The sequence below is a fragment of the Rhodococcus sp. WWJCD1 genome (assembly GCF_002258735.1).
In the GTDB taxonomy this organism is placed as follows: domain Bacteria; phylum Actinomycetota; class Actinomycetes; order Mycobacteriales; family Mycobacteriaceae; genus Rhodococcoides.
This window is the reverse complement of sequence record NZ_NOXY01000014.1, coordinates 41,398-68,221: the sequence shown is the minus strand read 5'-3', so window position 1 is coordinate 68,221 and position 26,824 is coordinate 41,398. Positions and strand designations below refer to the sequence as shown.

General features: G+C 64.6%; 26 protein-coding genes and 1 pseudogene. 15 read left to right on the top strand and 12 right to left on the bottom strand.

Annotation, left to right across the window (positions count from 1 at the left end):
* The 4 genes from CH286_RS10450 to CH286_RS10435 all read right to left on the bottom strand — a co-directional run.
* A partial coding sequence (locus tag CH286_RS10450) for a citrate/2-methylcitrate synthase (protein WP_303396146.1) occupies window positions 1-213 on the bottom strand: 213 nt, incomplete at its 3' end.
* 42 nt (window positions 214-255) lie between these two features.
* Window positions 256-1,761, bottom strand: a complete 1,506-nt coding sequence (locus CH286_RS10445; protein ID WP_094609177.1) for a carboxyl transferase domain-containing protein — start codon at window positions 1,759-1,761, stop codon at window positions 256-258.
* Window positions 1,758-2,957 (bottom strand): CaiB/BaiF CoA transferase family protein, encoded by a 1,200-nt coding sequence (locus tag CH286_RS10440; RefSeq protein WP_094609176.1) that lies wholly within the window; start codon window positions 2,955-2,957, stop codon window positions 1,758-1,760. The genes CH286_RS10445 and CH286_RS10440 overlap by 4 nt, the downstream gene beginning before the upstream one ends.
* 218 nt (window positions 2,958-3,175) lie before the next feature.
* Window positions 3,176-4,546, bottom strand: a complete 1,371-nt coding sequence (locus CH286_RS10435) for an SLC13 family permease (RefSeq protein WP_032405111.1) — start codon at window positions 4,544-4,546, stop codon at window positions 3,176-3,178.
* 194 nt (window positions 4,547-4,740) lie between these two features.
* On the opposite strand from CH286_RS10435, the gene CH286_RS10430 reads away from it, so the two are divergent.
* The 6 genes from CH286_RS10430 to CH286_RS10405 all read left to right on the top strand — a co-directional run bounded on the left by CH286_RS10430 (window position 4,741) and on the right by CH286_RS10405 (window position 12,548).
* On the top strand, window positions 4,741-5,439 hold the full coding sequence (locus CH286_RS10430; protein WP_094609175.1) for a FadR/GntR family transcriptional regulator: 699 nt from the start codon (window positions 4,741-4,743) through the stop codon (window positions 5,437-5,439).
* A gap of 178 nt (window positions 5,440-5,617) precedes the next feature.
* Window positions 5,618-6,778 carry an acyl-CoA dehydrogenase family protein gene (locus CH286_RS10425; RefSeq protein WP_094609174.1) on the top strand — a complete coding sequence of 387 codons (1,161 nt, stop codon included), beginning with the start codon at window positions 5,618-5,620 and terminating at the stop codon, window positions 6,776-6,778.
* A 13-nt stretch (window positions 6,779-6,791) separates the two neighbouring features.
* The gene (locus tag CH286_RS10420; protein WP_094609173.1) at window positions 6,792-8,000 is read left to right on the top strand and encodes an acetyl-CoA C-acetyltransferase; all 1,209 of its coding nucleotides are present in this window, start codon (window positions 6,792-6,794) and stop codon (window positions 7,998-8,000) included.
* Window positions 8,001-8,035: 35 nt separating this feature from the next.
* A complete protein-coding gene (locus CH286_RS10415) occupies window positions 8,036-10,210 on the top strand; it encodes a 3-hydroxyacyl-CoA dehydrogenase NAD-binding domain-containing protein (protein ID WP_094609180.1) in 2,175 nt (724 codons plus the stop codon).
* Window positions 10,211-10,238: 28 nt separating this feature from the next.
* The gene (locus CH286_RS10410) at window positions 10,239-10,868 is read left to right on the top strand and encodes a TetR/AcrR family transcriptional regulator (protein ID WP_329955199.1); all 630 of its coding nucleotides are present in this window, start codon (window positions 10,239-10,241) and stop codon (window positions 10,866-10,868) included.
* A gap of 132 nt (window positions 10,869-11,000) precedes the next feature.
* Window positions 11,001-12,548, top strand: coding sequence for a long-chain-fatty-acid--CoA ligase (locus tag CH286_RS10405; protein ID WP_037153015.1), 1,548 nt, complete (start codon window positions 11,001-11,003; stop codon window positions 12,546-12,548).
* A gap of 21 nt (window positions 12,549-12,569) precedes the next feature.
* Here CH286_RS10405 and CH286_RS10400 read toward each other — a convergent pair whose 3' ends face one another.
* The 5 genes and pseudogenes from CH286_RS10400 to CH286_RS10385 form a co-directional block, all read right to left on the bottom strand.
* On the bottom strand, window positions 12,570-13,085 hold the full coding sequence (locus CH286_RS10400; protein WP_052058621.1) for a class II aldolase/adducin family protein: 516 nt from the start codon (window positions 13,083-13,085) through the stop codon (window positions 12,570-12,572).
* The gene (locus CH286_RS28160) at window positions 13,085-13,642 is read right to left on the bottom strand and encodes a carbohydrate kinase family protein (RefSeq protein ID WP_255182633.1); all 558 of its coding nucleotides are present in this window, start codon (window positions 13,640-13,642) and stop codon (window positions 13,085-13,087) included. The genes CH286_RS10400 and CH286_RS28160 overlap by 1 nt, the downstream gene beginning before the upstream one ends.
* Window positions 13,582-13,956 (bottom strand): annotated as a pseudogene (locus tag CH286_RS28155) (carbohydrate kinase family protein); the annotation flags it as partial. The pseudogene CH286_RS28155 and the gene CH286_RS28160, both read right to left, overlap by 61 nt.
* A 600-nt stretch (window positions 13,957-14,556) precedes the next feature.
* Window positions 14,557-14,787: a hypothetical protein gene (locus CH286_RS10390; protein WP_094609172.1), complete on the bottom strand. Its 231-nt coding sequence runs from the start codon at window positions 14,785-14,787 to the stop codon at window positions 14,557-14,559.
* 8 nt (window positions 14,788-14,795) lie between these two features.
* Window positions 14,796-15,074: a hypothetical protein gene (locus CH286_RS10385; RefSeq protein WP_094609171.1), complete on the bottom strand. Its 279-nt coding sequence runs from the start codon at window positions 15,072-15,074 to the stop codon at window positions 14,796-14,798.
* Between the two features lie 81 nt (window positions 15,075-15,155).
* Between CH286_RS10385 and CH286_RS10380 the strand changes: the two genes are divergently transcribed.
* Window positions 15,156-15,335, top strand: coding sequence for a hypothetical protein (locus CH286_RS10380; RefSeq protein WP_094609170.1), 180 nt, complete (start codon window positions 15,156-15,158; stop codon window positions 15,333-15,335).
* A 12-nt stretch (window positions 15,336-15,347) separates the two neighbouring features.
* Here the strand turns inward: CH286_RS10380 and CH286_RS10375 are convergent, their stop codons facing one another.
* Window positions 15,348-15,920 carry a TetR/AcrR family transcriptional regulator gene (locus CH286_RS10375; RefSeq protein ID WP_094609169.1) on the bottom strand — a complete coding sequence of 191 codons (573 nt, stop codon included), beginning with the start codon at window positions 15,918-15,920 and terminating at the stop codon, window positions 15,348-15,350.
* A 102-nt stretch (window positions 15,921-16,022) separates the two neighbouring features.
* Here CH286_RS10375 and CH286_RS10370 point away from each other — a divergent pair, with 102 nt between their 5' ends.
* The 4 genes from CH286_RS10370 to CH286_RS10355 are packed head-to-tail and all read left to right on the top strand — an operon-like array spanning window position 16,023 to window position 20,421.
* Window positions 16,023-16,937, top strand: a complete 915-nt coding sequence (locus CH286_RS10370) for a metal-dependent hydrolase (protein WP_094609168.1) — start codon at window positions 16,023-16,025, stop codon at window positions 16,935-16,937.
* A gap of 44 nt (window positions 16,938-16,981) precedes the next feature.
* Window positions 16,982-18,043, top strand: a complete 1,062-nt coding sequence (locus CH286_RS10365; RefSeq protein WP_094609167.1) for a PDR/VanB family oxidoreductase — start codon at window positions 16,982-16,984, stop codon at window positions 18,041-18,043.
* A gap of 12 nt (window positions 18,044-18,055) precedes the next feature.
* A complete protein-coding gene (locus CH286_RS10360; RefSeq protein ID WP_094609166.1) occupies window positions 18,056-19,591 on the top strand; it encodes a flavin-containing monooxygenase in 1,536 nt (511 codons plus the stop codon).
* Window positions 19,588-20,421, top strand: coding sequence for an SDR family NAD(P)-dependent oxidoreductase (locus tag CH286_RS10355; RefSeq protein ID WP_094609165.1), 834 nt, complete (start codon window positions 19,588-19,590; stop codon window positions 20,419-20,421). Before CH286_RS10360 ends, CH286_RS10355 begins: the two co-directional genes overlap by 4 nt.
* Before the next feature lie 18 nt (window positions 20,422-20,439).
* Here CH286_RS10355 and CH286_RS10350 read toward each other — a convergent pair whose 3' ends face one another.
* Window positions 20,440-21,093, bottom strand: coding sequence for a TetR/AcrR family transcriptional regulator (locus CH286_RS10350; protein WP_094609164.1), 654 nt, complete (start codon window positions 21,091-21,093; stop codon window positions 20,440-20,442).
* Between the two features lie 123 nt (window positions 21,094-21,216).
* Between CH286_RS10350 and CH286_RS10345 the strand changes: the two genes are divergently transcribed.
* The 4 genes from CH286_RS10345 to CH286_RS10330 are packed head-to-tail and all read left to right on the top strand — an operon-like array spanning window position 21,217 to window position 25,716.
* Window positions 21,217-22,350 (top strand): VOC family protein, encoded by a 1,134-nt coding sequence (locus CH286_RS10345; RefSeq protein WP_094609163.1) that lies wholly within the window; start codon window positions 21,217-21,219, stop codon window positions 22,348-22,350.
* A complete protein-coding gene (locus CH286_RS10340) occupies window positions 22,347-23,282 on the top strand; it encodes a fumarylacetoacetate hydrolase family protein (RefSeq protein WP_094609162.1) in 936 nt (311 codons plus the stop codon). The genes CH286_RS10345 and CH286_RS10340 overlap by 4 nt, the downstream gene beginning before the upstream one ends.
* On the top strand, window positions 23,279-24,904 hold the full coding sequence (gene mhpA, locus CH286_RS10335) for a bifunctional 3-(3-hydroxy-phenyl)propionate/3-hydroxycinnamic acid hydroxylase MhpA (protein WP_094609161.1): 1,626 nt from the start codon (window positions 23,279-23,281) through the stop codon (window positions 24,902-24,904). Before CH286_RS10340 ends, mhpA begins: the two co-directional genes overlap by 4 nt.
* Window positions 24,901-25,716: an SDR family oxidoreductase gene (locus tag CH286_RS10330; RefSeq protein ID WP_094609160.1), complete on the top strand. Its 816-nt coding sequence runs from the start codon at window positions 24,901-24,903 to the stop codon at window positions 25,714-25,716. Before mhpA ends, CH286_RS10330 begins: the two co-directional genes overlap by 4 nt.
* Here the strand turns inward: CH286_RS10330 and CH286_RS10325 are convergent.
* Window positions 25,713-26,816 carry a lipase family protein gene (locus CH286_RS10325; RefSeq protein ID WP_141215828.1) on the bottom strand — a complete coding sequence of 368 codons (1,104 nt, stop codon included), beginning with the start codon at window positions 26,814-26,816 and terminating at the stop codon, window positions 25,713-25,715. The two genes, CH286_RS10330 and CH286_RS10325, sit on opposite strands and share 4 nt — an antisense overlap.
* Between the last annotated feature and the right edge of the window lie 8 nt (window positions 26,817-26,824).

Sequence of the window (26,824 nt, the reverse complement as noted above, 5' to 3'; positions counted from 1 at the left end):
GCGGCCGAATGCGCCGTCGACGAGCAGGGCCCAGACGTCGCCGAAGGTGACGTTCTGTGCGACGAGTTCTTCGATGTCGACGCCGCGGTAGCGCAGTGCGCCACCGTCCTTGTCGGGTTCGGCGATGTCGGAGGTGAACGCGACGACACCTTCGAGACCGGAGACGAAATCCTCGGGAACTGTCGAGTTCGACTCCGCGATCGTGGCGGTCATGGTTGTCTCGTTTCGTGGAGGGTGGTCGGTCCGGGCGGGTTGTCAGGCTGAGGCAGTAGCCGCGAAACCGATTCGATTGAAGCGCTTTTCGCGGGCGATCATGCGCATCGACGGATCCTGAGCGATCAGGTCGGCGAGCTCCCGGTGCAGGACGGCACCCACCCGGTCACAGAACTGCTGCGATTCGTCTGCCGCGTCGGGCAACTCGGGAATGATGATGTCGACAACGCCTGCGCGGTAGAGATCGAGGGAGCGCACTCCCTGCTTGGTGGCCATCTCGGCCGCATGCGCAGTGTCCCGATGCACGATGGCCGACGCGCCCTCGGGCGGCAGTGGTGACAGCCACGCGTGCTGGGCTGCCAGAACACGGTCCGCCGGCACCAGCGCGAGTGCGCCTCCACCGGTTCCCTGACCCAAAAGCAGTGACAGCGTGGGTGTTTCGAGATCGACCATATCGGCGATGCACCGGGCGATCTCTCCCGCCAGGCCACCCTCCTCGGCCTCCTTCGACAGCGCGGCACCAGCGGTATCGATGACGGTGACGAGCGGTAGCTTCAGATCCTGTGCCAGACGCATTCCGCGTCGAGCCTCGCGGAGCGCCGCGGGACCGAGCGGAGTCTTGGTCGTCTGACCCCGGCGGTCCTGCCCGAGGAGAACACACGGCATGTCGCCGAACCGGACGAGCGCGAGAATCAGACCCGGGTCCGACTCACCCTGACCGGTGCCGTTGAGCGGCAACACATCTGCCGCGGTGCTGAACAGCAATTCGCGTACACCGGGGCGGTCGCTTCGGCGGGAAGCCAGGATCGACGTCCACGCGGGCACGTCCTCGATCTTCCACTCCAGCGCTTCGACGCTGCGCGGGCGGTACGACGGGATGTCGGTCATGATCCGCAACGCCCGATCGACGATCTCGCCGAGCTGCTCGGGTGGTCGGATGGCGTCGATGAGTCCGTGCGCCTGAAGATTCTCCGACGTCTGCACACCCGTGGGGAACTTCGCGTCGTACAGCGCCTCGTACACGCGGGGACCGAGGAAACCGACGAGGGCACCGGGCTCGGCGACGGTGACGTGCCCGAGCGAACCCCAGGATGCGAAGACGCCACCGGTGGTGGGGTGTCGCAGGTACACGATGTACGGCAGGTTCGCCGCCTTGTGCGCGGTGATCGCCGCGGTGATCTTGACCATTTGCAAGAACGCGACTGTGCCCTCCTGCATGCGGGTTCCGCCGGAGGTCGGCAGCGCCAGCAGCGGTAGGCGCTCGTCGGTCGATCGGTGAACCGCGTTGACCAGCCGCTCGCCCGCCGCAACACCGATCGAGCCGGCCAGGAAGGCGAACTCCCCGAGCAGAATGGCCACCTTGCGGCCGCGGATGGTGGCGGAGCCGGTGAGTACGGACTCGTCCAATCCGGTCTTCTCGCGGGCCGCGGCGAGTTCGCTCGCGTACTCGTCGTCGACGACGTAATCGGCGGTCGGGGTGTCCCAGGAATCGAAACTGTCGGCATCGATCACCAGATCGAGCAGTTCGATGGCGGTCATTCTGGTCATCGTGTCGCCTCTTTCAGCCATTCGCGGACGAGTTGGTCGTCGGCACCGAGTACCGGCGGTGCCAGGTGGTTGGTTTCGGTGACCTCGGTGCCGTCGGACTCGAAGAAGCGCAGCGGCGGCCCGGGAAGAGTGACCTTGCCGAGCGTCGCGTGCTCGACATCGACCAGCAGACCTTGAGATTTGGTCTGCTCCCACTCGTACACTTCCTGGACGTTGCGTACTTTGCCTGCGGGAACACCGATCTCGTCGAGGAGAGTCAGCAGCGGCTCGGTCTCGTAGGTGCGGAAGATCTTGGAGACGAGCTCGATGACGTCGTCGCGACTGTCGACCCGCTGCGGGTTGGTGGCCATGCCTTCGAGGTCGGGGTCGATGCCGAAGCCCTCGCAGAACCGGTGCCACAGTCCCTCGCTGCCCACCGAGATCTGCACGGCACCATCGGAGGTCGGAAACAGGCCGTACGGGCAGATCGACGGATGGTGGTTGCCCTGAGCCTTGCCGATCTCGCCGGCGACCGTCCACTTGGTGCCCTGGAAGGCGTGCACTCCGACGACGCTGGCGAGCAACGAGGTGCGGACCACCTTGCCGCGGCCGGTGCGGTCCCGCTCGCGCAGAGCCGCGAGAACTCCGAAGGCTCCGTACATTCCGGCCAGGAGATCTGCGATGGGAACGCCGACCCGCTGGACGTCGTCCGGGCTCGAGCCGGTGAAGGACATCAGCCCCGCCTCACCCTGCGCGATCTGGTCGTATCCGGATCGTCCGCCCTCGGGGCCGTCGTGGCCGAACCCACTGATCGACAGCACCACTGTGCGCGGGTTGATCTCGGCGATGCGCTCGGGCGAGAAGCCGAGCCGGTCGAGAACGCCGGTGCGAAAGTTCTCGAGCAGGACGTCCGCTCGTTCGATCATGTGCTCCAACGCTTCTCGGCCATCGTCGGTCTTCAGGTCGAGGGCGATGGACCGCTTGTTGCGGTTGGCCGAGAGGAAGTACGTCGACTCGCGCTCGGCGTCACGCGGAGTGACGAAGGGGGGACCCCAGACTCGGGTGTCGTCGCCGCCCTTCGGAGTTTCGACCTTGATGATGTCGGCGCCGAGGTCGCCGAGCATCATCGCCGCGTGTGGGCCGGCCAGAGCGCGGGTCAGATCGACCACCACGGTTCCTTCGAGCGGTCCGGTTCTGCCTGTCGTGTTGAGGGGCATCGAAGTGATCCTTTGCGTCGAAGCGAGGTGGGGGCTGAATCAGAGAGGATTGGATTATTGGGCCAGTGGCCTATCCAATTCCATTGGACCAGCGATTCCCGAAGAAGTCAAGTAACGATTCACGAGTCTTTGCCCAGCTCAGACGCGTGATGGCGGCACGCCGAGTACACGTGCCGCCATCGTTCGAGTACTGCCAGGCCCGAGAACGTGCCGAACGGCTACATCCAGCCGGGGACGACCAGGATGCCCCAGGCGATCAGTGGACCGATGATCACGACCAGCGCGCTGTATTTGAGAATCTGCTTGTAGAACACGTCGCGATCGATGTCCTGGGCGTTGGCGAGCACCAGCGCTCCGTTCGTGGAGAACGGGCTGACGTCGACGATGGTCGAGGCGATGGACAGGGCAACGATGACTCCGATGGCCCCCACTTCACCGGCCAGCAGGAACGGAACGGCCAGCGGGATGGTGACGCCGAGGATCGCCGTGGACGAGGCGAACGCCGAGACGATGGCACCGATGTAGCAGAGCAGCAGTGCCACGAGCAGGGGAATGCCGATTCCGGCCACTGCGTCGCCGACGTATTCGACGGTTCCGGCTTCCTGCAGCACCCCGACGAACGTGAGCACGCCGCCGATGAGCAGCACCGTCGACCAGCTGATCTGGTTGATCGCGCCCTTCTGGGCCTTGGGCGACGCCAGAGCGAGGATCACGGCGACCGTCATCGAGATGAAGCCGACATCGAGATCGAGTACGAGCGAGAAGATCGCAAGCGATGCCAGGCCGATGAGCGTGAGAATCTGATCGAAGGTGATCGCCTTGACCGCGGTGGCCAGCGGCGGCGCGTTCTCGACGGTGACCGTCTGACCGGACGGCTTGGGAGTCGACGACCCGAACCCGCGCATGACCGTCCGCGAACCTCCGCCGCCGACGCCGCCGGTGTCGCCGTCGGGGCGGGTGCCGTCCTCGTCGTGCACGCTGCGGCCGATGAGCGATCGTCCGCCGAGGAACATGAAGAGCGCAGCCCCGATTGCGGCATTGAAGAGCATGCTGCCGAGGAAGAGTGTGAGCGGACTGTTGACCAGTCCCGCCTTGGCGGCGATGTTGTTGACGGTCACGCCGTAGATGCTGATGGGCGAGAAACCGCCCGCCTGCGCACCGTGGATGACCATCATGCCCATGAGCAGGGCATTGATCTTGTAGCGCGCGGCGAAACCGAGGGCGATGGGTGCCACGATGGCCACAGCAGCGGGCCCGAGCGCTCCGATCGACGTCAGGACGCCGGTGATGCCGAACATCACCCAGGGGATGAGGGCCACTCGGCCGCCGACGAGTCGAACAGCGCCGCGGACCAGGAGGTCGACCGTGCCGTTGTTCTGCGCAATGGCGAAGAGGTAGGTGATGCCGACGAGCGTGAGGAACAGGCTGCTCGGGAAGCCGGCGATGATGTCGTCGGCACCCATGCCCACGGCAATAGTTCCGACGAAGAACGCCGCCACGAACCCCAACGCACCCATGTTCACGGGGAACACGGTTGCAGCGAGGAACATGACGACGAGCGCAAGGATGGGTATCAACTCGGTCGACATCGAAGGTCTCCGGTCCGTCTCTGGTAGCACTCGAGCGGTTGCCCGAGATCTTCAGTGGCTAATTGGACTGGCCACTGAGTCAATAGGGACTCAACCAGTGAAGTGGATCACTTGTCAAGCCCGGATGTGTCGGCCGTTACGTAACTTATGACGGCTAGGGTGAAGGTCCAGAGGAACAGAGAGCGAGTGACACAGTGGCTGAGCAAATTCGCCCCGTGACCCGACCACGGCTGTACGAGGTCATCGTCGAACAGCTGTGCAAGCACATCGCCGATCGCGACATGAACCCTGGCGATCGTCTCCCGCCCGAGCGCGAACTTGCCGGCCACCTCGGCGTCAGTCGAGCCTCGCTGAGTCAGGCGCTCGTCGCGCTCGAGGTGCAGGGGATCCTGTCGGTCCGCCACGGCGACGGCGCAGTTCTGGTGCGACGACCCGTGGGAGACATGGCAATTCGCGCCCTCCGCGAACACGCCGACCGTCTGCCCGAGGTGATCGAAGCCCGCGAGGCACTCGAGGTCAAGCTCGCCGAGCTTGCCGCATCCCGTCGCAGCGAGAGCGAAATGGCGGCGATCGACCACGCCGTGTCCGTGATGGCGTCGGAGATCACCGACGGCGACCGCGGCGACTCGGGAGACGAACTGTTCCACCACGCGATCACCGCAGCGGCGCACTCCCCGCTACTCGCCCGCCTCATGGGGGAAATTGCCGAGTTGATTCGCGAGACTCGAATCGAATCCCTGTCGCAGTCCGACCGTCCGCAGGCCTCCCTCGAAGGCCATCGGCGCATCGCCGAGGCTGTGCGACAACAGGACCCGGCCGAGGCCGGGCGCGCAATGGCAGACCATATTCGGCTCGTCTCGGATGTCGCGCTACTGCGAGCAGGCGACAGCTAGACACTCCGGAAGCGGTCCCCCGCCGAACTCGAAGTTGTGGATGAATTCCGACCCGAATCCGTCCATAACGTCGAGTTCGGCAGGGCGGGGAGCATCGTTGGTTGACATCCAGGGCAGCGTCGCGCCATCATTATTGGCACAGCGCCAATAAGTCGGCGCTTCGAGCCAAGGACTTGCCATGACTGCACTCGCAGACCGCACCAGCGACGACCTCGCTACCGAGCTCGCCGATGTGCGCCAGCTCGCCAGAGGATTCTTCGAAAAAGAGGTAGCGCCGCACCGCGAGGAATTCGCGGCAGCCGGACGTCCCAGTCGCGACGTCTACCGCACAGCGGGAAACCTCGGGCTGCTCGGCATGTCGGTGCCCGAGCAGTACGGCGGCGGTGGCGGCGACTTCCGTCACGAGGCGGTGCTGTTCGAGGAGCAGGTCCGAGCGGGCGACACGGCCATGCAGTTGGGCGTGCACAGCGGCATCGTTCCGCACTACATCCTGGCCTACGCGTCCGAGGAGAAGAAGCAGCGCTGGCTGCCGAAGCTGTGCTCTGGCGAGTGGATCGGTGCCATCGCGATGACCGAACCCGGCACCGGCTCGGATCTGCAGGGCATCACCACGCGAGCGGTTCGTGACGGCGACGACTACGTCGTCACCGGCGCAAAGACGTTCATCTCCAATGGAGCCCATTGCGATCTGATCATCATCGCTGCCAAGACCGACCCGTCCGCGGGAGCCCGGGGACTGTCACTGCTCGTCGCCGAGGTGTCCGACGACACCGAGGGATTCCATCGGGGACGAGTGCTGCACAAGATCGGCCAGAAGGGCCAGGACACCGCCGAACTCTCTTTCGACGGACTCCGCATCCCTGCCGCCAACATCCTCGGCGACGCCGAAGGTCGCGGGTTCGCCCAGTTGATGCAGCAACTCCCCCAGGAGCGCCTGATCTGCGGCATCGCCGCCGCAGCGATGATCGACGCAGCCGTCACACAGACCGTCGAGTACACCAAGTCGCGCAACGCGTTCGGCAAGACGCTGTTCGACCTGCAGAACACCAAGTTCGAGCTCGCCGAATGCGCCACGATCGGACGCGTCGTGCGAACCTTCGTCGATGATGCTGTGGCGCAACATATCTCCGGAACACTCGACGTCACGACAGCTGCAATGGTCAAGTACTGGACCACCGACCGGCAGTTCGAGGTGGTGGACCGCTGCCTGCAGCTCTTCGGCGGCTACGGCTACATGGAGGAATACCCCATCGCCCGCATGTTCGTCGACGGCCGCATCGCCCGCATCTACGCCGGTGCCAACGAAGTCATGAAAGACCTCATTTCCCGCTCGCTCTAGAAAGGCCACCACCATGGAGGCGTTCCTCTACGACGCAGTGCGCAGCCCACGTGGCCGCGGCAAGAGCTCCGGCTCTCTGCACACCGTCAAACCGGTCGACCTGGCCGCGAACACGTTGTCCACGTTGCTCTCTCGACACTCCCAGCTCGATCCGGCCCTGATCGATGACGTCGTGCTCGGTGTCGTCACCCCGGTGGGCGATCAAGGCTGTGACATCGCCCGAACCGTCGCGATGGTTGCCGGGCTGCCGGACAGTGTCACCGGCGTTCAGCTCAACCGCTTCTGCGGATCCGGACTCGAAGCCGTCAACACTGCGGCGCAACGTGTTCGGTCCGGATGGGATCGGCTCATCGTCGCCGGTGGCGTCGAATCGATGTCTCGTGTGCCGCTCGGGGCGGACGGCGGCGCATGGCCGTGCGACCCACTGACCAACTACGGCAGCTACTTCGTTCCGCAGGGAGTCAGTGCAGACCTCATCGCGACGATCGAGGGGTTCGACCGCGACGCGGTCGACGCCTATGCCGTGCGTAGTCAGCAACGAGCGGCGCATGCCTGGTCGATGGGCCACTTCGAGAAGTCCGTCATCCCGGTGTTCGACGCCAACGGCCGGCTGATGCTCGATCACGACGAGATCATGCGACCGGAGACGACCACGGCCGATCTCGCTGCCCTGAAACCGTCGTTCGACCGGATGGGCGAGCTCGCCGGATTCGACGCGGTCGCCATGCAGAAGTACACCGAGGTCGAGCGCATCGACCACGTCCACCATGCCGGCAACTCCTCCGGCATCGTCGACGGCACCGCGATGGTTCTGATCGGATCCGAAGAAGCCGGTCGCGCAGGCGGATTGACCCCGCGCGGACGCGTCGTGGCCGGGGTTGTCGCAGGATCGGATCCGACGCTCATGCTCACGGGTCCGGTTCCGGCCACCCACAAGGTGCTGGCCGCTGCGGGACTCACCCTCGACGACATCGCGGTGTTCGAGGTCAACGAGGCATTCGCCTCGGTGGTGCTCAATTACGCGAAGAAGCTGAACATCGACCACGACCGCATCAACGTCAACGGTGGCGCGATCGCGATGGGCCACCCGTTGGGCGCAACCGGAGCCATGCTCACCGGAATGGCCCTCGACGAACTCGAGCGCCGCGGCGAACGCTACGCACTGATCACGCTGTGCATCGGTGCAGGAATGGGCGTCGCCACCATCATCGAGCGCCTGTGATCACCCTGCGAGAGAACAACAACCCGAGGACCTCGATGAACACTGCATGCGACCTGCGGACTCCCACGATCACCGGCGAGATCGGCACCGACCGCGTACTCGTACTGACGATCGACGATCCGACACAGGCCACCAACACGATGAACACCGCGTTCGGCGAGTCGCTCGGACAGGCCGTCGACTGGCTCGAGGCCAACCTCGATGCGTACGACGGCATCATCGTCACCTCGGGGAAGGATTCGTTCTTCTCCGGTGGCGACCTCGAGCTGCTGCGCGACGCCGGTCCGTCCGATCATGCGGTGATCGCCGACGCCCTCGATTTCACCAAGGACAAGTTTCGTCGCCTCGAGCGGCTGGGCAAACCGGTCGTGGCAGCACTCGGCGGCACCGCGCTCGGCGGCGGCTTCGAGATCGCACTGGCCTGTCATCACCGAATCGCACTGAGCCGAAACAATTCTCGATTCGGCCTACCCGAGGTGACGCTCGGTCTACTGCCCGGCACCGGCGGCGTCACCCGAACGGTCAGGATGTTCGGCATCGTCGAGGCTCTGACTCAGGTTGTGGGCCAGGGCCAGCGGTATCGGCCCGCGCAGGCCCTCGAACTCGGACTCGTCGACGAGGTCGTCGACACCCACGAGGAAATGATGGCGAACGCACGTGCCTGGATCGTCGCCAATCCCGAAGCGCTGCAGCCCTGGGACAAGAAGGGATTCAAGATTCCCGGCGGCACCGCGGCCTCACCCGCGCTGGCTGCGCAGCTGCCTGCCTTCGCGGCAACGGTACGCAAGCAGGTCAAGGGTGCACCCATGCCCGCTCCGATCGCGGTGGTTGCTGCGGCCGTGGAAGGTTCGGTTCTCGACTTCGAGTCGGCGTCGCTGGTGGAAACCCGGCACTGCACCTCACTCGCCTGCGGAGCCGTCTCGGGCAACCTGATCCAATCGATGTTCTTCGATCTGGGATCCATCAGCAAGGGAGGCTCTCGTCCCAGCGCCGAACCACACCGGGTACCCGAGAAAGTGCTGGTGATCGGGGCCGGAATGATGGGTGCCGCCATCGCCTACGTTGTCGCCTCGGCGAAGGTTCCCGTAGTGCTTCGCGATATCTCGATCGAATCCGCCGAGCGCGGAAAGGATTACGCGCGTGCGATTCTCGGCAAGGCCGTCACGAAGGGACGCACGACCCAGGCCGACGCCGATGCGGTGCTCGCGCTCATCACGACCACCTCCGACGCAGCCGACGCCGAGGGGTGCGATCTCGTCGTCGAGGCCGTCTTCGAGGATCCCGCCGTCAAGCAGCAGGCCTTCGAAGATGTGGACAAGTACCTCACCGCCGACGCACTACTGTGCTCGAACACCTCGACGCTTCCGATCACCCAACTGTCCCAGGGAGTCTCGCGTACCTCCGACTTCATCGGCACGCACTTCTTCTCCCCGGTGGACAAGATGCCCTTGGTGGAAATCGTGGTGGGCGAACACACCAGTGACTCCGCTCTGGCTCGCGCGTTCGACTTCGTACGGCTCATCGGCAAGACGCCGATCGTTGTCGGCGACAGTCACGGTTTCTTCACCACTCGGGTCATCGGCAGATTCATGGACGAGGCGATCTCGTTGGTCGCCGAGGGTGTACACCCGGCCACCGTCGAACAGGCTGCGCTGCAGGCCGGCTACCCGTCCGGCGCGCTCGCACTGATGGACGAGATTTCGTTGACTCTGTCGCGCCACATCCGAGAGGGCATGGCCGAGGCCGCCCGCGTCGACGGACGAGGGTGGATCGTCTCGGAGTCCTACCCGCTGGTCGATCGCCTGATCGACGAGTTCGATCGTCCGGGCCGCAAGGCGGGACGTGGGTTCTACGAGTACGCCGAGGACGGCACCAAGCTCGGACTGTGGCCAGGCCTGGTGGAGCACTACCACCGACCCGATCACGGAATCTCGTTCGAGGACATGATGGATCGTATGCTCGTCGCGCAATCGCTCGATTCGATCGCGTGCCTCGACGAGGGTGTCCTGCGTACGGTCGCCGATGCGAACATCGGTTCCATTCTCGGCATCGGCTACCCGGCCTGGACCGGAGGTGTGCTGCAGTTCGTCAATCAGTTCGACGGCGGTCTCCCCGGATTCACGCGGCGGGCCGACGAACTGCGGGCACGGTACGGCGATCGGTTCGTCGTGCCGAGGTCGCTGCGCGCACGCACCGAGCGGTACCTCTGACGCGTCGCGGCATCGGTTCGGTGCGATCATGAGAACCATGCCGGCCTCGAGCGCACCCAAGTGGAATCGTTTGGAACCGGACGAGCGACGCACGCAGATCCTGGCCAGCGCGGTTCGCTTGTTCGGAGACAAGCCCTATGCCGAGGTGTCGATGTCGGACGTCGCCGCCTCGGCCGGGGTGGCCCGCGGACTCATCCACCACTACATCGGCAGCAAACGCGATGTGTACCTCGAGTGCGTTCGCTTTCTGGTCACCGTTCCGCCCATCGAGGACGTACACCTGCCCACGGGTTCGCTCGAGGAACGAGCCCGCGGCAGCGTCCACTGGCTGGTCGGCGTAATCGAAACCCACGGTACGGCGTGGGTGTCGATGGCCAGCGGATCGGGCGTCGACGAGCAGGTGGCACAGATTCTGGACGAGGCCGACGATCTTGCGGCCGAACGAGTCTTGGACGCAACGGCATTCGAAGGCAGAGGCGGTGACCGTCGAATCGCGACCTCCGCGGTGCGGGCGTTCGGCGGCATGGTGAAGGCTGCGGGCCGTGAATGGCTCGTGCGCGGCACGCTGAACCGGGAGCAGGTCGAGACCCTGTTGACCGATGTACTCGTGACGGTTCTCGGTACCGTCGACGCCATGGACGACTCCCGGGAACGTTAGCCAGACAACCATTTTCGCGGACTGTCGACACCCGTCGAGCCATGCGTTCACTATTGACACCGTGCCAACAAGGTGGAACTGTGACGGTATTCACCCGGGCACCCTCGCCCCCTCTCGCACAAGGGACTCGATATGTATCTCACCCAAGGCCTGCATCGCTCTGCGGCGACAACTCCGAACCGGGCCGCGACGGTGTTCGGCGACCGCACTCGGACTTTCACCGAACAGATCGACCGCGTGGCGCGTTTGGCGGCAGGCCTGCAGGCCATCGGCGTGGAGTCCGGCGATCGAGTTGCGATGCTGGCGTTCAACAGTGACCGATACTCCGAATACCTGCTCGCGGTGCCGTGGGCAGACGCCGTGCTCAACCCCGTCAACATCCGGTGGTCGCCTGTGGAGGTCGCGTATGCGCTCAACGACTCCGACACCAAGGTCCTGCTGGTCGACGACACCTTCGGTGCCATGGTCCCGGCACTGCGCCCCGCATGCGCCGGCCTGCAGACCATCGTCTACTGCGGGGACGGTGCCACCCCCGAGGGCATGGTCTCGTACGAGGACCTCGTCGCATCCCACGATCCCGTTCCCGACGCGCGACGCAGCGGCGACGCCCTTGCCGGCCTCTTCTACACCGGTGGCACCACCGGCTTCCCCAAGGGCGTCATGCTCTCGCATGCGAACCTCGTCACCTCGGGCCTGGGAACGGTGGCAACCGGACAGCTGCTCGACGACGCCTCCGTCCTTCTCCACGCAGCCCCGATGTTCCACCTGGCCGATCTGGCCGCGTGGGTGGGTCAGGTCATGCTCGGTGGCACCCATGTCATGGTTCCGTTCTTCGAGCCGACCGCGGTCCTCGGCGCGATCGCACAGCACTCAATCACCGATGTGTTGTTGGTGCCCACGATGATTCAGCTGCTCGTCGATCACCCCACGTTGAGCGCGTTCGATACCTCGTCGCTGAGCCGCGTGCTCTACGGAGGATCACCCATCTCCGCCGGCGTCCTCGAACGCACCCTCGCCCGGCTCCCGCAGGCCCGCCTCACTCAGGCCTACGGCATGACAGAACTTGCGCCGGTCGCGTCGCTGCTGTGGCCCGAACACCATGTGGGCAAACGCATCGGCTCGGCCGGACGCGCGGCCCCGCACTCCGAGATCCAGATTCTCGGACCCGACGACGAGCAGATGCCCACCGGCTCGGTCGGCGAGATCTGTGTCCGCGGTGGACACGTGATGCTGGGTTACTGGAACAAGCCGGAAGAGACTGCCGCGGCAATTCGCGACGGATGGATGCACACCGGCGACGTCGGCTACCTCGACGCCGCTGGATTCCTGTTCGTCGTCGATCGACTCAAGGACATGATCATCACGGGCGGCGAGAACGTCTACAGCGCCGAGGTGGAGAGCGCGTTGAGCCTGCACCCCTCGGTGCTGGCCTGCGCTGTGATCGGTGTGCCCGACGAGGAGTGGGGCGAGCGCGTACACGCGTGTGTCGTTCTGGCCGAGGGACTCTCGCCCACTACTGCCGAACTGCGCGAGCACACCCGCAGCTACGTTGCCGGATACAAGACCCCGCGCACCATCGAGTTCGTCACCGCCCTCCCCATGAGCGGGGCAGGCAAAATACTCAAGCGGGACTTGCGGGATGCGCACGTGGCGAAGGATGCGCTCGGAGCGTCCCTGTGACACCGACGTTATCGGTCGGTCTCATGGCACGGGTGACGTGGTTCCGTAAGCCCGACGCACCACCTCGTCCAGAGTTTCCGCTAGTTGTGCGTCGGTGAGAGCACGTGGGCGGGCCACCGACGCAGCCGATAGGTATACCCCGCACAGCCATTCGAGCAGTTCGATGTTCGACAGCGCCGCCTCGAGATCGTGACCGGTAGCCACCGACCCGTGGTGGGCCATGATGACCGCCGACTTGGAGTCCATCGCCGCCACCACCGCGTCCGCGAGCATGACTGTGCCGAACGGCGCGAACGGCACCACCGGGACCCGGCCGCCGAGGGCCAACTGCGCGTAGTGCACGGGTGGCAGTTCGTCGGTGACGAGCGAAAGAGCAACTGCCGCAGAAGAATGCGCATGCACCACAGCCCGAACCTCGGACGACGAATAGATGCCCAAGTGCAGGCCCAGTTCCGATGTCGGCTCGTATGCGCCCGCGTGCACGGCGCCGTCCATCCCGACGAGCGTGACGTCCTCGATCGTGGCGTCGGCCGGCATCAGATGGTCCTGCAGGTGCGGGCAAATTTCCGAACGAAGTCGAGGTCGTAGGTCCCGACGTCGGTACCGAGACCCTGCGCAACCTGTGCGGCGGTCGCGTTGCCCAACTCGGCTGAGTCGACGAGGCTCATGCTCAGCGACAAGCCACGAACGAACCCTGCCGAGAACGCATCTCCGCATCCACTGGTATCCACCACGTCCACAGCGAACGCGGGTACCTCGACGGTCTCGTCCGGCGTAACGACGAGCGTCGGCGAGGCCCCGGCAGTGGCGACGACGCAGGACGCACCGAGCTCGAGCAGTCGGCGGCGCCCCTCCTCGAGGGTCGCGCAGCCGGTCCAGCCGAGGACCTGCTCGTCGTTCGGCAGTAGGTAGTCGACGTACGGGAGTGCGGGCGCGAAAGCACCGAGGCCCTCGGGAACAGACGGCGCAAGCTGTCGACGGTCACGACGACACCGTCCTCGTGGGCGCGGCGCGCGATGTCGCGCGCGGTGTCCGGTCCGAAGAACTCCGGTCCATCGAGATGCAAGAAGTCGACGTTGTGAAACATCTTCCACGGAACATGCTGAGACAGATAGCCACTGGCACTGATCACTGGCAAGGCCGGTCGCGAGCCATCCGGCCGAATCGGCAACACCGACGCCGAGGTCTGCACCCCGTCCAGACGATGCACCAGGGAGACGTCCACTCCGTCATCGGCGAGGAGCTGGAGGAGAAACGTGCCTGCCGAGTCACCACCGACGACTCCCGCGGTGTGTACCGCAGCACCCAGTCGGGCCAGCACCAGTGCCGTGCCCCCGGCGGTTCCCGCGGCCGACATCGCGATCTGCTCGGGATGTACGGCCTGCTGCCCGGCGGGTATCTCGGTCACCGGACGGACAAGAGTGTCGAGTACATGCACACCCAAGGTGAGCACCTCCGATCTCTCGCCTGTCCGTCACTGTTGCTGGAGTGTGACCGTTCAGCATGAACGGTCACGATTCCGAACGCTTACCGGGAGTTTGGCCCCAGGCTTGTACGCCGGTAGGTAGACGCGGAAGCCCGAGGCTGGTGCAGCGTTTGACTGTTGCAGTGACCACGTGGGAATGCGAACAGCCGAGTTGAGGCGGCGGCCACGGGTGATGGATGCTCGGATAAGCCACCAACGTCAACAGAAATTGATTCTTTTTGACGCTGTTGAGTGCGCAGCGCAGTTCGAATCGGTGCAGCCCGCAGGGGTGCGTGTGGCCCGCTAGGGTCTGCCTGCGAGCTGTGGCGTTGTGTTGCCGGGACGTGGGACGCCGCCGGAGCTGGTGCTCTACGGCGGCGCGATGTGGGGTACGGCTGTAAAGGTGATTGTGCGGGAGCGACGGAGCGTGACCGGGCTCGGTGTCGCGGCAGCTTTCGTTTTCTGTCTGTGGTTGTTCGTCTCGTGAGGCATGTGCAGGGTGCCCCGCAACCTGATTGTGGCGGGGCACCACGGGTTGGTGGGTTAGAAGCCGAACGATCCGGTGGGGAGGCAGACGGAGCCGGTGCAGACGGGTTCGGGTTCCTCGGGTACGACTGCTGGGACCACGAGTGTCGACGGCGCGCTGTAACCGTCCTGCCCTACAGGTTGTGAGGTCCCGTCGACACCGCCGTTGTCGTTACCGTCTTCTGAGAGTAGGCAGAACCAGTCGATTGTGTAGGTGCCATCGGGTACGTCGGTATCGATGACGGTCATGCTGGGAGTCAACGAGTCAACGAGTCGACGTCGTATGTGTTGGCGATAAGTAGGTACTGGCCATTTGCACCGAAGGCACCGCCGTCGAACATCGTGCAGGTGTACGGAATGGTGTCATCTCCGGTGGCGGTGAAGGTGCCGGTGACGGTGTTGCTGCCGCCGGGGTTCGGTGTGGTGGTGAAGACGGCGCTGATGTCGCCGGGTGCTGCTGATGCTGGTGTTGCGGCGAGGAAGGTCAGGGGTATCGCGGCCGCCGCGGCGAGCGTTGCAGTGAGAGTCTTGCGCATGGTGGGCTGCTTTCGGTTGCGTCTGGCTTCCCGACCATTGGTCTGATGCTGCCATAGGCGCTGGATGCACGCGGGGTTTCGGTGGCGTCGGCGCTCGGGGCATTCGGCATCCCGGAACCACATCTACCGGCTCGGCATTTCCTGGCTTTGATCGACGGCTACACCCTGCACGAGATCGCCAGGCCTACACCGGGTGGCAATCGGGCCGAACTGAAGGATCTACTGCTGCGGGTGCTCGACTCGTACGTGCCGCGAGCCTGAGACCGGAGCTCGCTAGCCAGCACCTACGAGAAGCGGCACGATGCTGCGGTGCGCAAATGCAAGCAAGTCGTCGTACGTATCCAGGGCTGCGCCGGCGGCAGGCGTCAACAGAATCGAATGCACGACGCGAACCACGATTTCCGGGGCGTCGGGTACTGCGAAACTATCCGAGCCCACCCCTCCCCGGGCAATCTGGGCGGCAGCGTCTATCGCGGACGCGAGCAATGTCGATGCATTGGTCGTCAACTGTTCGAGCACCATCGCACTCTCGGAATCGAACATCTTGAGCAGAACAGGGTTGGTTCGCACCGAATCGATCGTCGTCGCGAATCCGTGCGCGGCTCGATCCGCCGGTGACGACTGCTCGGCGGCCGCTGCCGCCACGGCGACGAACAGCCTCGTCGATTCACGCGCCATGACCGCCCGCACCAGCTCGTCCTTGGAGCCGATACGGCGGTAGACGGTCACCCGGTTGATCTTGGCGCGCTTGGCCACGTCCCCGATGGTCGTTCTGGGAATCCCGACCTCGCCGAACAACTCCAACGCGGCATCGAGGATCGGCCCGTCGTCACCGTCTGGATGCATTGTCCGATCCTAACGTCACCCTCGGTCGCAGAATGTAACATTGCAACACTAGTTGTTGCTATGTAGCATCAATGCATCAGCATCTCGACGAATGGAGCTCGAATGTCTCGCGACAGAGCGATCGACCCGAACGCGCGCCACACGGACGAGTCCTACGCGATCGTGGCCCGTGCTGTGACGTTCGACTGGACCTGCGTTCCGCTGCAATACATTCCGCACGAGTGGTACGCCACCCACTTCTGGAACGTGATGCATCTGGTTCTGCCCGAGGGCGAACGGGCGATGGCCGACGTGTTCGCCCTCGCGCTCCCCTACATCGACGACCGCAGACTGCACGAAGAGGTGGTCGGATTCGTCGGACAGGAGGCCACTCACGCGTCCTCCCACGAAAGCTTCCGCACCTACCTCGTTGCCCACGGAGTCGACATCGATCCGATTCTGCAGCGGATTCGATTCGCGGTGGGCGTGGTGTTCGGCGACCACGGTCTCACCGGCCGCGCAGGCAAAGCGTGGCTGAACGAGCGACTCGGAATCTACGCAGCGGCCGAGCACTTCACTGCCGTGGTGGGCGAATGGCTCTTGGACAACACCGAATTCGACCGCCTCGGCGTCGACCCCACGATGCTGGACCTGCTCCGCTGGCACGGTGCCGAAGAACTCGAACACCGGAACGTGGCATTCGACGCATTCCAATACGTCGACGGTGGTGGATTTCGCCGCGCCCGCACCGCAGTGATAGCCAGCGCGGGGTTGGCGGTGTTGTGGTTCAGCACCGCCGCGTACCTGTACGAGAATTCGGTCGCCACCCCTCGCACCGGGAAACGCCGACTTCGCGCCCCGTGGCCTCTCGCCTTCGCACGAGCGTCCCGTAAGCAGCTCATCCCGGGCCTGTCGTTCCTGTTCGTCCAACTCGCCCTGTACATCCGTCCGGGTTTTCACCCATCGAAGATGGGCGACATCGACAAGGCCGTGCGATACCTGGCAGTGTCCCCCGCGGCCTTGGCGGCCCAGCAGTGACGACTACAGCGGCTCCGATTCACAGCCATCTGGGTGAGTTCACGGTGACCGAACCCGGTCGCGGTCTGCGAGCCATCGCTGCGGCATCACGGATGTACGCCAGATTGGTCACCGACTCGTCCCTCGTGAGCGCCCTGTCCCCGGCCCGACCACGCAGATGCATCGGCTACGAATTCGAGACCACCATCGACGAGACAGTCGACGAGGCCGAGGACGTACGCTCATTGTTGCTCCGTCGCAGCGACGGAGCTGCATTGCCGACGTGGTTACCCGGTGCGCACATCGACGTCACCACCCCCTCCTGTTCGGTGCGGCAGTACTCGCTCGCCGGGCGCCCCGGCGCAGGCGATCGCTACCGCATCAGCGTCCGCAAGATACCCGGCGGCACGGTCTCCACAGAGATCCACACCCTCTCCCGTGGAGACGTTCTGCGAGTTCGTGGACCCCGCAACGCTTTTCCGATGGCCGCCGCCGACCACTACCTCTTCGTGGCCGCCGGCATCGGCATCACCCCCATCCGGTCCATGATCGAACGCGCGGTCGCCGACGGCATACGGTGGACGCTCTACTACCACGGAAGATCGCGTGCGAGTCTGCCGTTCGTCACCGAACTCCAGCAGATGGCTCTCGTCTCGCATGGTCACGTGATAGTGAAAACCGATGACGTCGAGGGACTTCCGAATCCTGCGGATATCGTCGATCTCGGAACGGGGTCCTCGGCCCTGTACGTCTGCGGCCCCGCGGCGCTCTCACGCAGGTTGCGCGAGGAGGCCGCCCGCAGCACCGCGGTTCGCGAATTCCACACCGAATTGTTCGCACCTGCACCGGTGGTCGACGGCACTCCTTTCGTACTGAAGCTCGACCGCTCCGGCGACACCATCGAGGTCGGTGCGCAGGAGACTGCCCTCGACGCCCTCCGAAAAATTCGACCGGATCAACCGTTCTCGTGCCGGCAGGGCTTCTGCGGGGCCTGCGTCGTGGGTCTCGTCGGCGGACGCGTCGAGCACCGCGACCGCGTACTGAGCAACACCGAGCGCGAAAGCTCACTCACCCTGTGCGTCTCACGTGGCGCGGTCGACGGCGAAGTTCTCGTCCTCGATCTGTAGAAGGAGACCCTCATGACTGCACCACATTCCACTGCCGATACGGCGGTGCCGCACATCGACGTCGCAATCATCGGCGCGGGCTTCGGAGGTCTCGGGGCAGCGATCAGGCTCGAGCAGGAAGGCCGCGGCGACTTCTTGATCTTCGAGCGCGATACGGCCGTCGGTGGAACCTGGCATGTCAACACCTATCCCGGTGCCCAATGCGACATTCCATCGGCGCTGTATTCGTTCTCGTTCGCGCCCAATCCGAATTGGACGCGCTTGTATCCGCTGCAGCCCGAGATCGAGCAGTACCTCGACGAATGCACCGATCGGTTCGGTATCCGCGATCGCATCCGTTTCGGACACGAGGTGCTCGACGCGACGTGGGACGACGAGCGAGTGCATTGGGTGGTACGCACGAGCGGTGGTACATGGACTTCTCGGATTCTGATCGGAGCCCTCGGCCCGTTCAGTGAACCGGCGACTCCCACTATCGCAGGGCTGGATTCGTTCTCGGGCTCGGTGTTCCACTCCGCGAACTGGGACCATGGCTACGACGTGAAGGGGCGACGCCTCGCCGTCATCGGCACCGGTGCATCGGCGGTGCAGTTCGTCCCGCGCCTGGCCCCCGAGGCCGGGCATCTCACGTTGTTCCAGCGGACACCGACGTGGATTCTTCCGCACCCCGACCGGCCCATCTCCGAATCCGGCAGATCCCTGTTCGAGAAGTTCCCACCGGCTCAGCGCGCCATGCGTCGCATGTTCGATCTCTTCCAGGAAGCGTTGGTGCCGGGATTGATTCGGCACCGTTCCCTGTTGGCCCCACTGACCGCACTCGGGCGCGCGCACCTACGCCGTCAGGTGAAGGATCCGGTTCTGCGCGAAAAGCTCACGCCCTCCTACGCATTCGGTTGCAAACGGCCGACCTTCTCCAACAAGTTCTACCCCGCTCTGTGCCGAGAGAGCGTCACTGTCGAGACCACCGGCATCGACGCGATCGTGCCCGAGGGAATCGTCACGAACGACGGAACTGTGCACGAGGTGGATGCGATCGTTCTCGGTACCGGATTCTCCGTCGCCGGCCACTCGGGCTTCCGACGCATCGTCGGGCGAGGCGGAACATCACTGGCGGACACGTGGCCGGGTGGTGAAATGTCGTCGTATCGAGGGACCACGGTGCACGGTTTTCCGAACTTCTTCATGCTGCTCGGCCCCAATTCGGTGGTGTACACCTCGCAGGTCGTCACTATCGAAGCACAGGTGAACTACATCCTGGCGGCCCTGCGCGCCATGGATTCCCACGCGATTTCCGTGCTCGAAGTGAGCAAGCGCGCGCAGACCGAGTTCGCCGATCACACCGACGCACAACTGGCAGGGTCGGTGTGGAACTCGGGCGGATGCAGCAGCTACTACCTGAGCCCCTCGGGCCGAAACGTCACCTATTGGCCGGGTTCGGTCCGCAACTTCACCCGACGCATGTCCACCATCGAGCTCGACCACTATCACTGTCGGAGCGTGGCGGCCGGTGTGGATCCGACGCTCGTGACGACGAAGGACCTCGTATGAACAAGCCCATCGACCTCACCGGCACGGTCGCGTTGGTGACGGGTGGGGCACGCGGCATCGGAGCTGCGACCGTGGAGTCACTACTGTCCGCGGGAGTCCGAGTCGCGTTGGTGGATCGAGACTTTACCCCCGGGACGGCCGGTTCCGACAAGACACTTCACCTCGTCGGTGACGTCACCGATCCGGCAGCGATGGTGGACTGCGTCGCGGCAACGATCGACAAGTTCGGCCGCCTCGACATCGTGATCGCCAATGCTGGAATCACGCCGCTGCCCGCCACGATTCGGTCGATCGACCGCGCCGTCTTCGACTCGGTGATGGCAGTGAACTTCGGCGGCGTCCTCAACATCGTGCGCGCCGCTGCCGACGAGATCGTGGCGAGCGGCGGCCACATACTGCTCGTATCATCCTGTGCTGCATTCACTCCTGGCATGGGCGGGTCTGCGTACATGGTGAGCAAGGCTGCCGTGGAACAGTTGGGACGCGCTCTGCGTATCGAATTTGCGGCTGTCGGCGCATCGGCCGGTCTTGCGTACTTCGGAGTGGTGGATACCGACCTGGCGCGTCACACCCTCGACGACGACCCGATCGGTCAGCGAATCGGCGGATTGCTCCCGTGGCCGCTCAGCCGACGTCTGCCGTCTCGGCGGGCCGCAGAGTTGCTCGTCCGCGCGGTCCGCACCCGTCGGGCACGACTGATAGCCCCTGCTGTGTGGACGCCGTACTTCTGGCTCCGCGGAATACTCAACCCGATTCTGGAACGTCGGCTTGTCCACGACCGCGCGATCGCTCAGATCATTCGCGATGTGGAATCGACTCGCTCACTCTGACATTCGCGCGGTAGTGCGCTAGTCGATCTCGTCGCCCACGCTCGGGACGTCACTCATCGGCGGCAGCGGCCGCGAGCACAGGTCCTGGGCGTCGCCGTCGGACACTCCCAGCGCGAGCAGCACGGTGTGCGCCATTCGATCCACGGCCTCGGCGTCGTCACGATCCGGTTGCTCGAGCAGTAGCTGACCGAGGCCGAGCAGCGCACCTGCCACCAGAGCCAGGGAGAGCTGAATGTCCTCTACCCGGAAATACCCTGCGCCGACTCCGGCCACGATGTCCCGCGCCGCTCGGGGACCGAGACCGTGCTGCGAGGTGATCAACTCGGGACCGGAGTGGATGAGTACCCGGCTCAGTTCCGGTTGCAGGCGAAAGAGCCGGCCGGATATTCGGAACGACCGCGTGAATGCCTCGGCGGGGTCGGCGTCCGCGTCGGTCAACGAGTCCAGGTAGCGCCCCAACAGTTCCAAGGCACCGTCGACCGCCGACTGGAACAGCTGCTCGCGGCTGACGAAGTGGTTGTAGAAGGAGCCCATACCCACGTCGGCTGCCTGGGTGATTTCCGCGATCGGCGCATTCAGCTCGCCACGGGCGATAAAGCCTTGCGCTGCCGTGATCAGCGCGCCACGGGTGCGCGCCTTCCGACGCTCGAGGCGATTCTGGGTTTCCACCATGTTCCCTACCTCTGTCTGGCTGGTCTACCCACTGACCCTTCCTCACCGCTGACGATTCTGTCAATACTCTTGACTGACGGCACTGTCATAGGTGACGATATTCTCACCAACGAGGGAGGATCCATGACACAGGACGTCGACGGCCACAAGGACATGCATGTGGACCAAGGCGCGCTCCCCGGTGAGCATCCCGGTCGAGCGAAGGATCCGATCATCAAGGTCCGCGACATCGCGTGGCTCGAATTTCGCAAGCCGGACCTGGTGAAAGCCGAGGCGTTCGCGGGGGCCTTCGGATTCACCGTTTCGCTGCGCACTCCCGAGGAGATCCATTTGCGCGGCACGCACATCGGCTCGCCGTGCGTGATCATCCGACGAGGCAAGCGAACACGATTCGTCGGAGCGGCTTTCGCTGCCGCCGACAACGCCGATGTCGCAACGTTGGCAGACGCCACCGGGCAGCGAATTCAGCGTCTACCCGAGACCCTCGGCGGTATCGCCGTAACTCTGACCGATCCGGGCGGCCAGCCCGTCCAGGTCGTCTCGGGATACACCGAGCACCCCGAACTACCCGGGCAGGACGCGCACACCTACAACTTCGGCGATCCGCGCTACCGAGTCAACGCGACGCAGCGTCCGCCCCGTCAGCCCGCCAGAGTTCAGCGCCTCGGCCACGTGGTGCTCCAGCGCACCGGCTATCTGGAAAACCTCAACTGGTACCTGCATCATCTCGGGCTGATCGTCAGCGACTTCCTCTACTACGACGGCCAGCGAGACCGGGGCCCGGTGATGAGCTTCATCCGCTGCGATCGCGGTAACACTCCGTCGGACCACCACACTCTCGCAATGACTCTCGGCCCGTCCAACCGCTACGTGCACTCGGCGTACCAGGTGTCGGATCTGGACGCCATCGCTGCGGGCGGTGAGTACCTGACACAACGCGGGTACCGACATTCCTGGGGCATCGGCAGACACATCCAGGGTAGTCAGATCTTCGACTACTGGCGTGATCCCGACGGCTTCCTGGTGGAACATTTCAGCGACGGCGATATGTTCGACAACTCCCTCGAGCCCGGCTGGGCACCGATGACAGCATCCGGCCTGGCTCAGTGGGGGCCGCCTGCGTCCAAGGACTTTCTCGGAATCGCACCGAGCAAAGCGTCTTTGCACGAGCTGAAATCGATCCTCTCCTCGCTACGTAACGACAACGAATTCGACACCGAACGCCTTCGCGGCCTGATGAAAGTGGCTTCCTCATGAGCATCGCTGTACTACGCACCGCCGACGCCTGGTGGGTCGAGACCCCGAACGGAGCGTCGCGCATCGACACGTCGGCAACCACCACCGCCGAGCTCCTCGCCGATCGCACGGCCGTGGATGCAGCGCGCGCCGGCACCGATCTCGTTGCGGTGGAGACACTGTCGCTCGTCTCTCCGGTCACGGCACCGTGCCGCGTGATGGCGAACATGACCAATTTCGTCTCGCACGTCAAGGATTCGGGCATGAACCCCGAGACGGTGCCTCTGACGTTCTTCCGGAAGACCTCGGGTTCGATCAGCGGCCCCACCGACGACGTCGTCAAGCCGCCGCACGTGAAACTTCTCGACTACGAAATCGAGATCGGACTGGTGTTCGGCAAGACTCTCACCGTCGGCACCAAGATCGACGCCACCAATGTGGCCGACTACGTTGCCGGGCTCGTCATCACCAACGACGTCTCTGCGCGCGATGTCCAGTTGCCGAAAACTCAGTTCTACGAGGGCAAGTCGTACCCCACCTTCACGCCGGTCGGTCCGCGCCTCGTACTGCTCGAAGACGGTGAGTTCGACAAGTTCGGCGATCTCGCTCTCACCTTGCGCGTCAACGGTACTGTGCGACAGGACAGTACGGTCGCAGACATGATCTACCGACCGGTCGAATCGCTGAAGGCGCTGAGCAAGTTCCAGCGGATCGACCCGGGCGACCTGCTGCTCACCGGCACGCCGGGAGGCACGGCGTTGAAGGCCCCGGCCAAGCCGATCGAAATGATCGGGTCGCTGGTTCCGCCGTCGGTCAAGTGGAAGGTCTTCTTCAAGAAGCAGGCCAAGAATCCCGACTTCCTGCAGGACGGCGACGTGCTCGAACTGACGAGCTCGACTCCAGACGGAGCCCTGGATCTGGGGGTTCAGCGCACCCGGGTCTCCTACCGATGAGCGAACACGAGCCCGACGGCGCGCACCACCGGGTGGTGATCGTCGGCGCTGGGCCGACGGGGATGACCGCCGCGCTCCAGCTGGCCCGGTACGGCGTACCCACTCTCGTCCTCGACCGCTGGGCAGATGTCTATCCCCAGCCGCGCGCGGTCCACCTCGACGACGAGGTGTACCGAATTCTCCACGACATCGGTGTGGCAGAGGATTTCGCCGCCATCTCACGTCCGGCGCGCGGGCTACGACTGTGCACCAAGGACCTGCGGACCCTGGCCGAGTTCGAGCGCGATCCCGACGACAGACCGCACGGCTATCCGCAGGCCAACATGTTCGATCAACCCGAACTCGAGCGTCTGATGCGTTCTCACATTGCTCGCTACGACGGCATTGCGATGCGCGGAGGATGCGAGATCACCGATGTACAGAATCTGAAGGACAGTGTCCGGGTCTCGTACACGTCCACCGAGGACGGAACGCCGCACTGGGTGACCGCCGACTACGTTCTCGGGTGCGACGGTGCCAACAGTGTGGTGCGCAGGTCCATCGGCTCGAAAATGGAGGATCTCGGTTTCGAGCAGCGCTGGCTGGTCGTCGATATCGAGACCGATGTCGACCTCGACCAGTGGGACGGTGTGCATCAGGTGTGCGATTCCGAGAGATCGGCGACGTACATGCGTATCGGAACCACGCGCTACCGCTGGGAGTTCCAGATGCTCGATGGCGAAACCCTCGACGAGTTCACCGATCTCTCGGCAATACACCCACTGATCGCACCGTGGTTCGTTGCGGCGGAGATCCCTGAGATGAAGCTGATTCGCAGTGCCGAGTACACCTTCAAGGCACAGATTGCCGATCGGTGGCGTGATCGCCGGGTCTTCGTCCTGGGCGACGCCGCGCATCTGACGCCGCCGTTCATCGGTCAGGGAATGGGAGCAGGATTGCGCGACGCCCGCAACCTGGTGTGGAAGTTGGTCGGCGCACTCGACGGACACGTGCCCCAGTCCGCGCTGGACAGCTACGAGACCGAACGAAAGACACACGCCAAGGCCATGATCAGGCTGGCCGTGATGATAGGGCGGGCCATGACCGGCGGGAGCAAGCTCACCGGCATCATGCGAACCAACATCGCGCCCGTCCTCGGACATCTTCCGGTCATCGGCGACAAGGTCACCGCGAGTACTACGCCCTCCCTCGTCGGGTCGCAGTACGTTCTGCGATCGCCGATGCAGCCTCGCTCACTCGCCGGACAACTCTGCCCGAACAGCCTGTTGGACAATGGGATGCGACTCGATGATCGCGCACCTGGGCAGTTCCTGTTTCTCGCGTCGACACCCCTGACCGTGGAGCAGCGACGCGAAGTCCAGCGGCGCGGTGCCGCAGTGGTGGAAGTAGCGGCCTCGTCCGATCTCGGCTTGTGGCTGCGGCGCGGTCGCGCTGTTGCAGCGATCGTTCGTCCGGACCGGACGGTGATGTCGGCAGGCAAGTCGGTGCCGTCCCTGCACACAGTGGTGCCGAGCACCACACTGTGCACCGAAGATCGCCCCTCGCCCAACGCGGCGAAACCTGTTCACACAACCAGTTCCACGCGCACAGCACCTCGCACAGCAACCAAGAGGCGTAGATGAATACTGCAATTGTCACCGGAGCGACCTCCGGAATCGGCGAGGCGATCGCCGAACTTCTCATCGCTCGCGGCTTTCGCGTCATCGGGACGAGCCGCAACAGCTCGAAGGTGTCCGACCCGATCCCAGGCGTCGACTACCGCGATCTCGATCTGACGGATCCGGCATCGATTCGCGCGTTCGTGGACGGAATCGGCGACACCCCGATCGATGTGCTGATCAACAATGCCGGTGAAAGTCAGTGCGGACCGATCGAAGAACTCCCCATCGCGGCGATCACCCGGCTGTTCCAGCTCAACGTCTTCGGCGCGATCGAGCTGACCCAGGCTGTATTGCCGGCCATGCGTGAGCGGGGCCGCGGCAGAATCGTCAACATCGGGTCGATGCTCGCCAGCTTCCCCCTGGCCTACCGGTCCTCGTACGCCGCGACGAAGGCTGCAATCAAGGGGTTCGCCACCGCGGCGCGGTTCGAGCTCGAGCCGTTCGGAGTCGACATCACCACAGTCGAACCCGGCTCGATCGCCACCGGGCTCTCGGCGCGTCGCACCAAGTACTGCGGACCGCATTCGCCGTATCTACGCGATTTCACCACAGTGATCGCGAAGCTCGACGCCAAAGAGGCACAGGGTATCTCGGCCGAGACTGTCGCCAAGACGGTGTTGCGAGCGGTCGAGGACAAGAAAACTCTTCCGATCTACGCCGTCGGCAGCAACGCGCCTGCAGTGTTCCTCGCCCAACGATTGCTGCCGCGCACCGTGCTCGAAAAGTTCACGGCTCGGGCGTACGGTCTGCCCAGCAAGCGCCCGGTCACCTAGCGGAACAGTCCTGCGACGAACGGGATGGTGTCGGCCTGGGACTGAACGAGGGCTCCACTGTGGTCGGTGTTGTAGGCCCGGAACGTCACAGGCTGACCGGCGGCCGTGAGACGGGCGACGTAGGCGGCAGTGGTCGGGAACGGAACGTCGATGTCCTGCAGCCCGTTTCCCATGAAGAAGGGCTTGTCGAACCCGGCTTCGGGCATCGCCATGTAGTCGTCGAGCACGGCCGTGAAATTGGGCAGGCTGGTCAGCGGCGCGGTGAAGAAATCGCCGATCTTCACGCCGTCGAGTTGCTTCTCGAGGTCCGACACACACGCCGTCTCGGCCAGGTCTGCGTACTTCTTTCCGAGGGGGGTCAAGATGTTGTCCAGCCCGAGCTCGGGGTGCGCGTAGCGCAACGAAGCGCCGATGTAGGCGACGTACGCAGTCAGGCCGGCCGGTAGCTCCACGGGCGGAACGCCCGGTCCACCGATCGAGACCAACTTCTCGATGTACGCGGGGGTTCCGGTGCCGACTGCCCCGCGATAGTCCAGATCCGGTCCACCGAATTCGGTTGCGTACCGAGCGGTGTAGATCGCTGCGCCGCCGCCCTGCGATTGGCCGACGGCCACCCAGGATCGCGAGAGGTCTTCGCTGTAATTGCGGCCGGCCTTGACCATGTCCACAACGTTGTGTGCCGTGGTCCTACCGTCGAGATACGTGGGCAAACCGGGTGTTCCGAGTCCGGCGTAGTCACTGGCGACGATGGCGTAACCCTGCGCGAGCCAGTTCCCCAGATACGGCAGATCACGTTCGGCCAGAGCCGGTCCCGCGACGGACGGTGCGCACGAGTCACCGAGTCCGGACGTGCCGTGGGCCCACGAGATCACCGGCCAACCGCCGTCCGGGGCAGTGCCCTGCGGCAGGAAGACGGTGCCGGTGCTGAGCGCCTTCTCGCCGAACGTGTCGGTGGTGACGTAGGTGAGCACTTCGGCCGAGGACGAACCGGGAATCCAGAAGTCCTGTGGCAGCTCACGACTGGAGACGACGTCGCCGATGTCCTGCGTGATCGCCGGTCCTGCGGAGGCCGGGGCCGCGAGCAGTGTCGAACTCGCCATGCTGGCGG

Excerpts from the sequence above, each read along its gene's own strand:
- CH286_RS10330 (WP_094609160.1), top strand. The coding sequence starts at position 24,901 with ATGAATACTGCAATTGTCACCGGAGCGACCTCCGGAATCGGCGAGGCG.
- CH286_RS10345 (WP_094609163.1), top strand. The coding sequence starts at position 21,217 with ATGACACAGGACGTCGACGGCCACAAGGACATGCATGTGGACCAAGGC.
- CH286_RS10340 (WP_094609162.1), top strand. The coding sequence starts at position 22,347 with ATGAGCATCGCTGTACTACGCACCGCCGACGCCTGGTGGGTCGAGACC.
- CH286_RS10425 (WP_094609174.1), top strand. The coding sequence starts at position 5,618 with ATGACTGCACTCGCAGACCGCACCAGCGACGACCTCGCTACCGAGCTC.
- CH286_RS10375 (WP_094609169.1), bottom strand. The coding sequence starts at position 15,920 with ATGCATCCAGACGGTGACGACGGGCCGATCCTCGATGCCGCGTTGGAG.
- CH286_RS10405 (WP_037153015.1), top strand. The coding sequence starts at position 11,001 with ATGTATCTCACCCAAGGCCTGCATCGCTCTGCGGCGACAACTCCGAAC.
- CH286_RS10350 (WP_094609164.1), bottom strand. The coding sequence starts at position 21,093 with ATGGTGGAAACCCAGAATCGCCTCGAGCGTCGGAAGGCGCGCACCCGT.
- CH286_RS10385 (WP_094609171.1), bottom strand. The coding sequence starts at position 15,074 with ATGCGCAAGACTCTCACTGCAACGCTCGCCGCGGCGGCCGCGATACCC.
- CH286_RS10325 (WP_141215828.1), bottom strand. The coding sequence starts at position 26,816 with ATGGCGAGTTCGACACTGCTCGCGGCCCCGGCCTCCGCAGGACCGGCG.
- CH286_RS10390 (WP_094609172.1), bottom strand. The coding sequence starts at position 14,787 with ATGACCGTCATCGATACCGACGTACCCGATGGCACCTACACAATCGAC.
- CH286_RS10370 (WP_094609168.1), top strand. The coding sequence starts at position 16,023 with ATGTCTCGCGACAGAGCGATCGACCCGAACGCGCGCCACACGGACGAG.
- CH286_RS10435 (WP_032405111.1), bottom strand. The coding sequence starts at position 4,546 with ATGTCGACCGAGTTGATACCCATCCTTGCGCTCGTCGTCATGTTCCTC.
- CH286_RS10355 (WP_094609165.1), top strand. The coding sequence starts at position 19,588 with ATGAACAAGCCCATCGACCTCACCGGCACGGTCGCGTTGGTGACGGGT.
- CH286_RS10400 (WP_052058621.1), bottom strand. The coding sequence starts at position 13,085 with ATGCCGGCCGACGCCACGATCGAGGACGTCACGCTCGTCGGGATGGAC.
- CH286_RS10415 (WP_094609180.1), top strand. The coding sequence starts at position 8,036 with ATGAACACTGCATGCGACCTGCGGACTCCCACGATCACCGGCGAGATC.
- CH286_RS10445 (WP_094609177.1), bottom strand. The coding sequence starts at position 1,761 with ATGACCAGAATGACCGCCATCGAACTGCTCGATCTGGTGATCGATGCC.
- CH286_RS10360 (WP_094609166.1), top strand. The coding sequence starts at position 18,056 with ATGACTGCACCACATTCCACTGCCGATACGGCGGTGCCGCACATCGAC.
- mhpA (WP_094609161.1), top strand. The coding sequence starts at position 23,279 with ATGAGCGAACACGAGCCCGACGGCGCGCACCACCGGGTGGTGATCGTC.
- CH286_RS10440 (WP_094609176.1), bottom strand. The coding sequence starts at position 2,957 with ATGCCCCTCAACACGACAGGCAGAACCGGACCGCTCGAAGGAACCGTG.
- CH286_RS10420 (WP_094609173.1), top strand. The coding sequence starts at position 6,792 with ATGGAGGCGTTCCTCTACGACGCAGTGCGCAGCCCACGTGGCCGCGGC.
- CH286_RS10410 (WP_329955199.1), top strand. The coding sequence starts at position 10,239 with ATGAGAACCATGCCGGCCTCGAGCGCACCCAAGTGGAATCGTTTGGAA.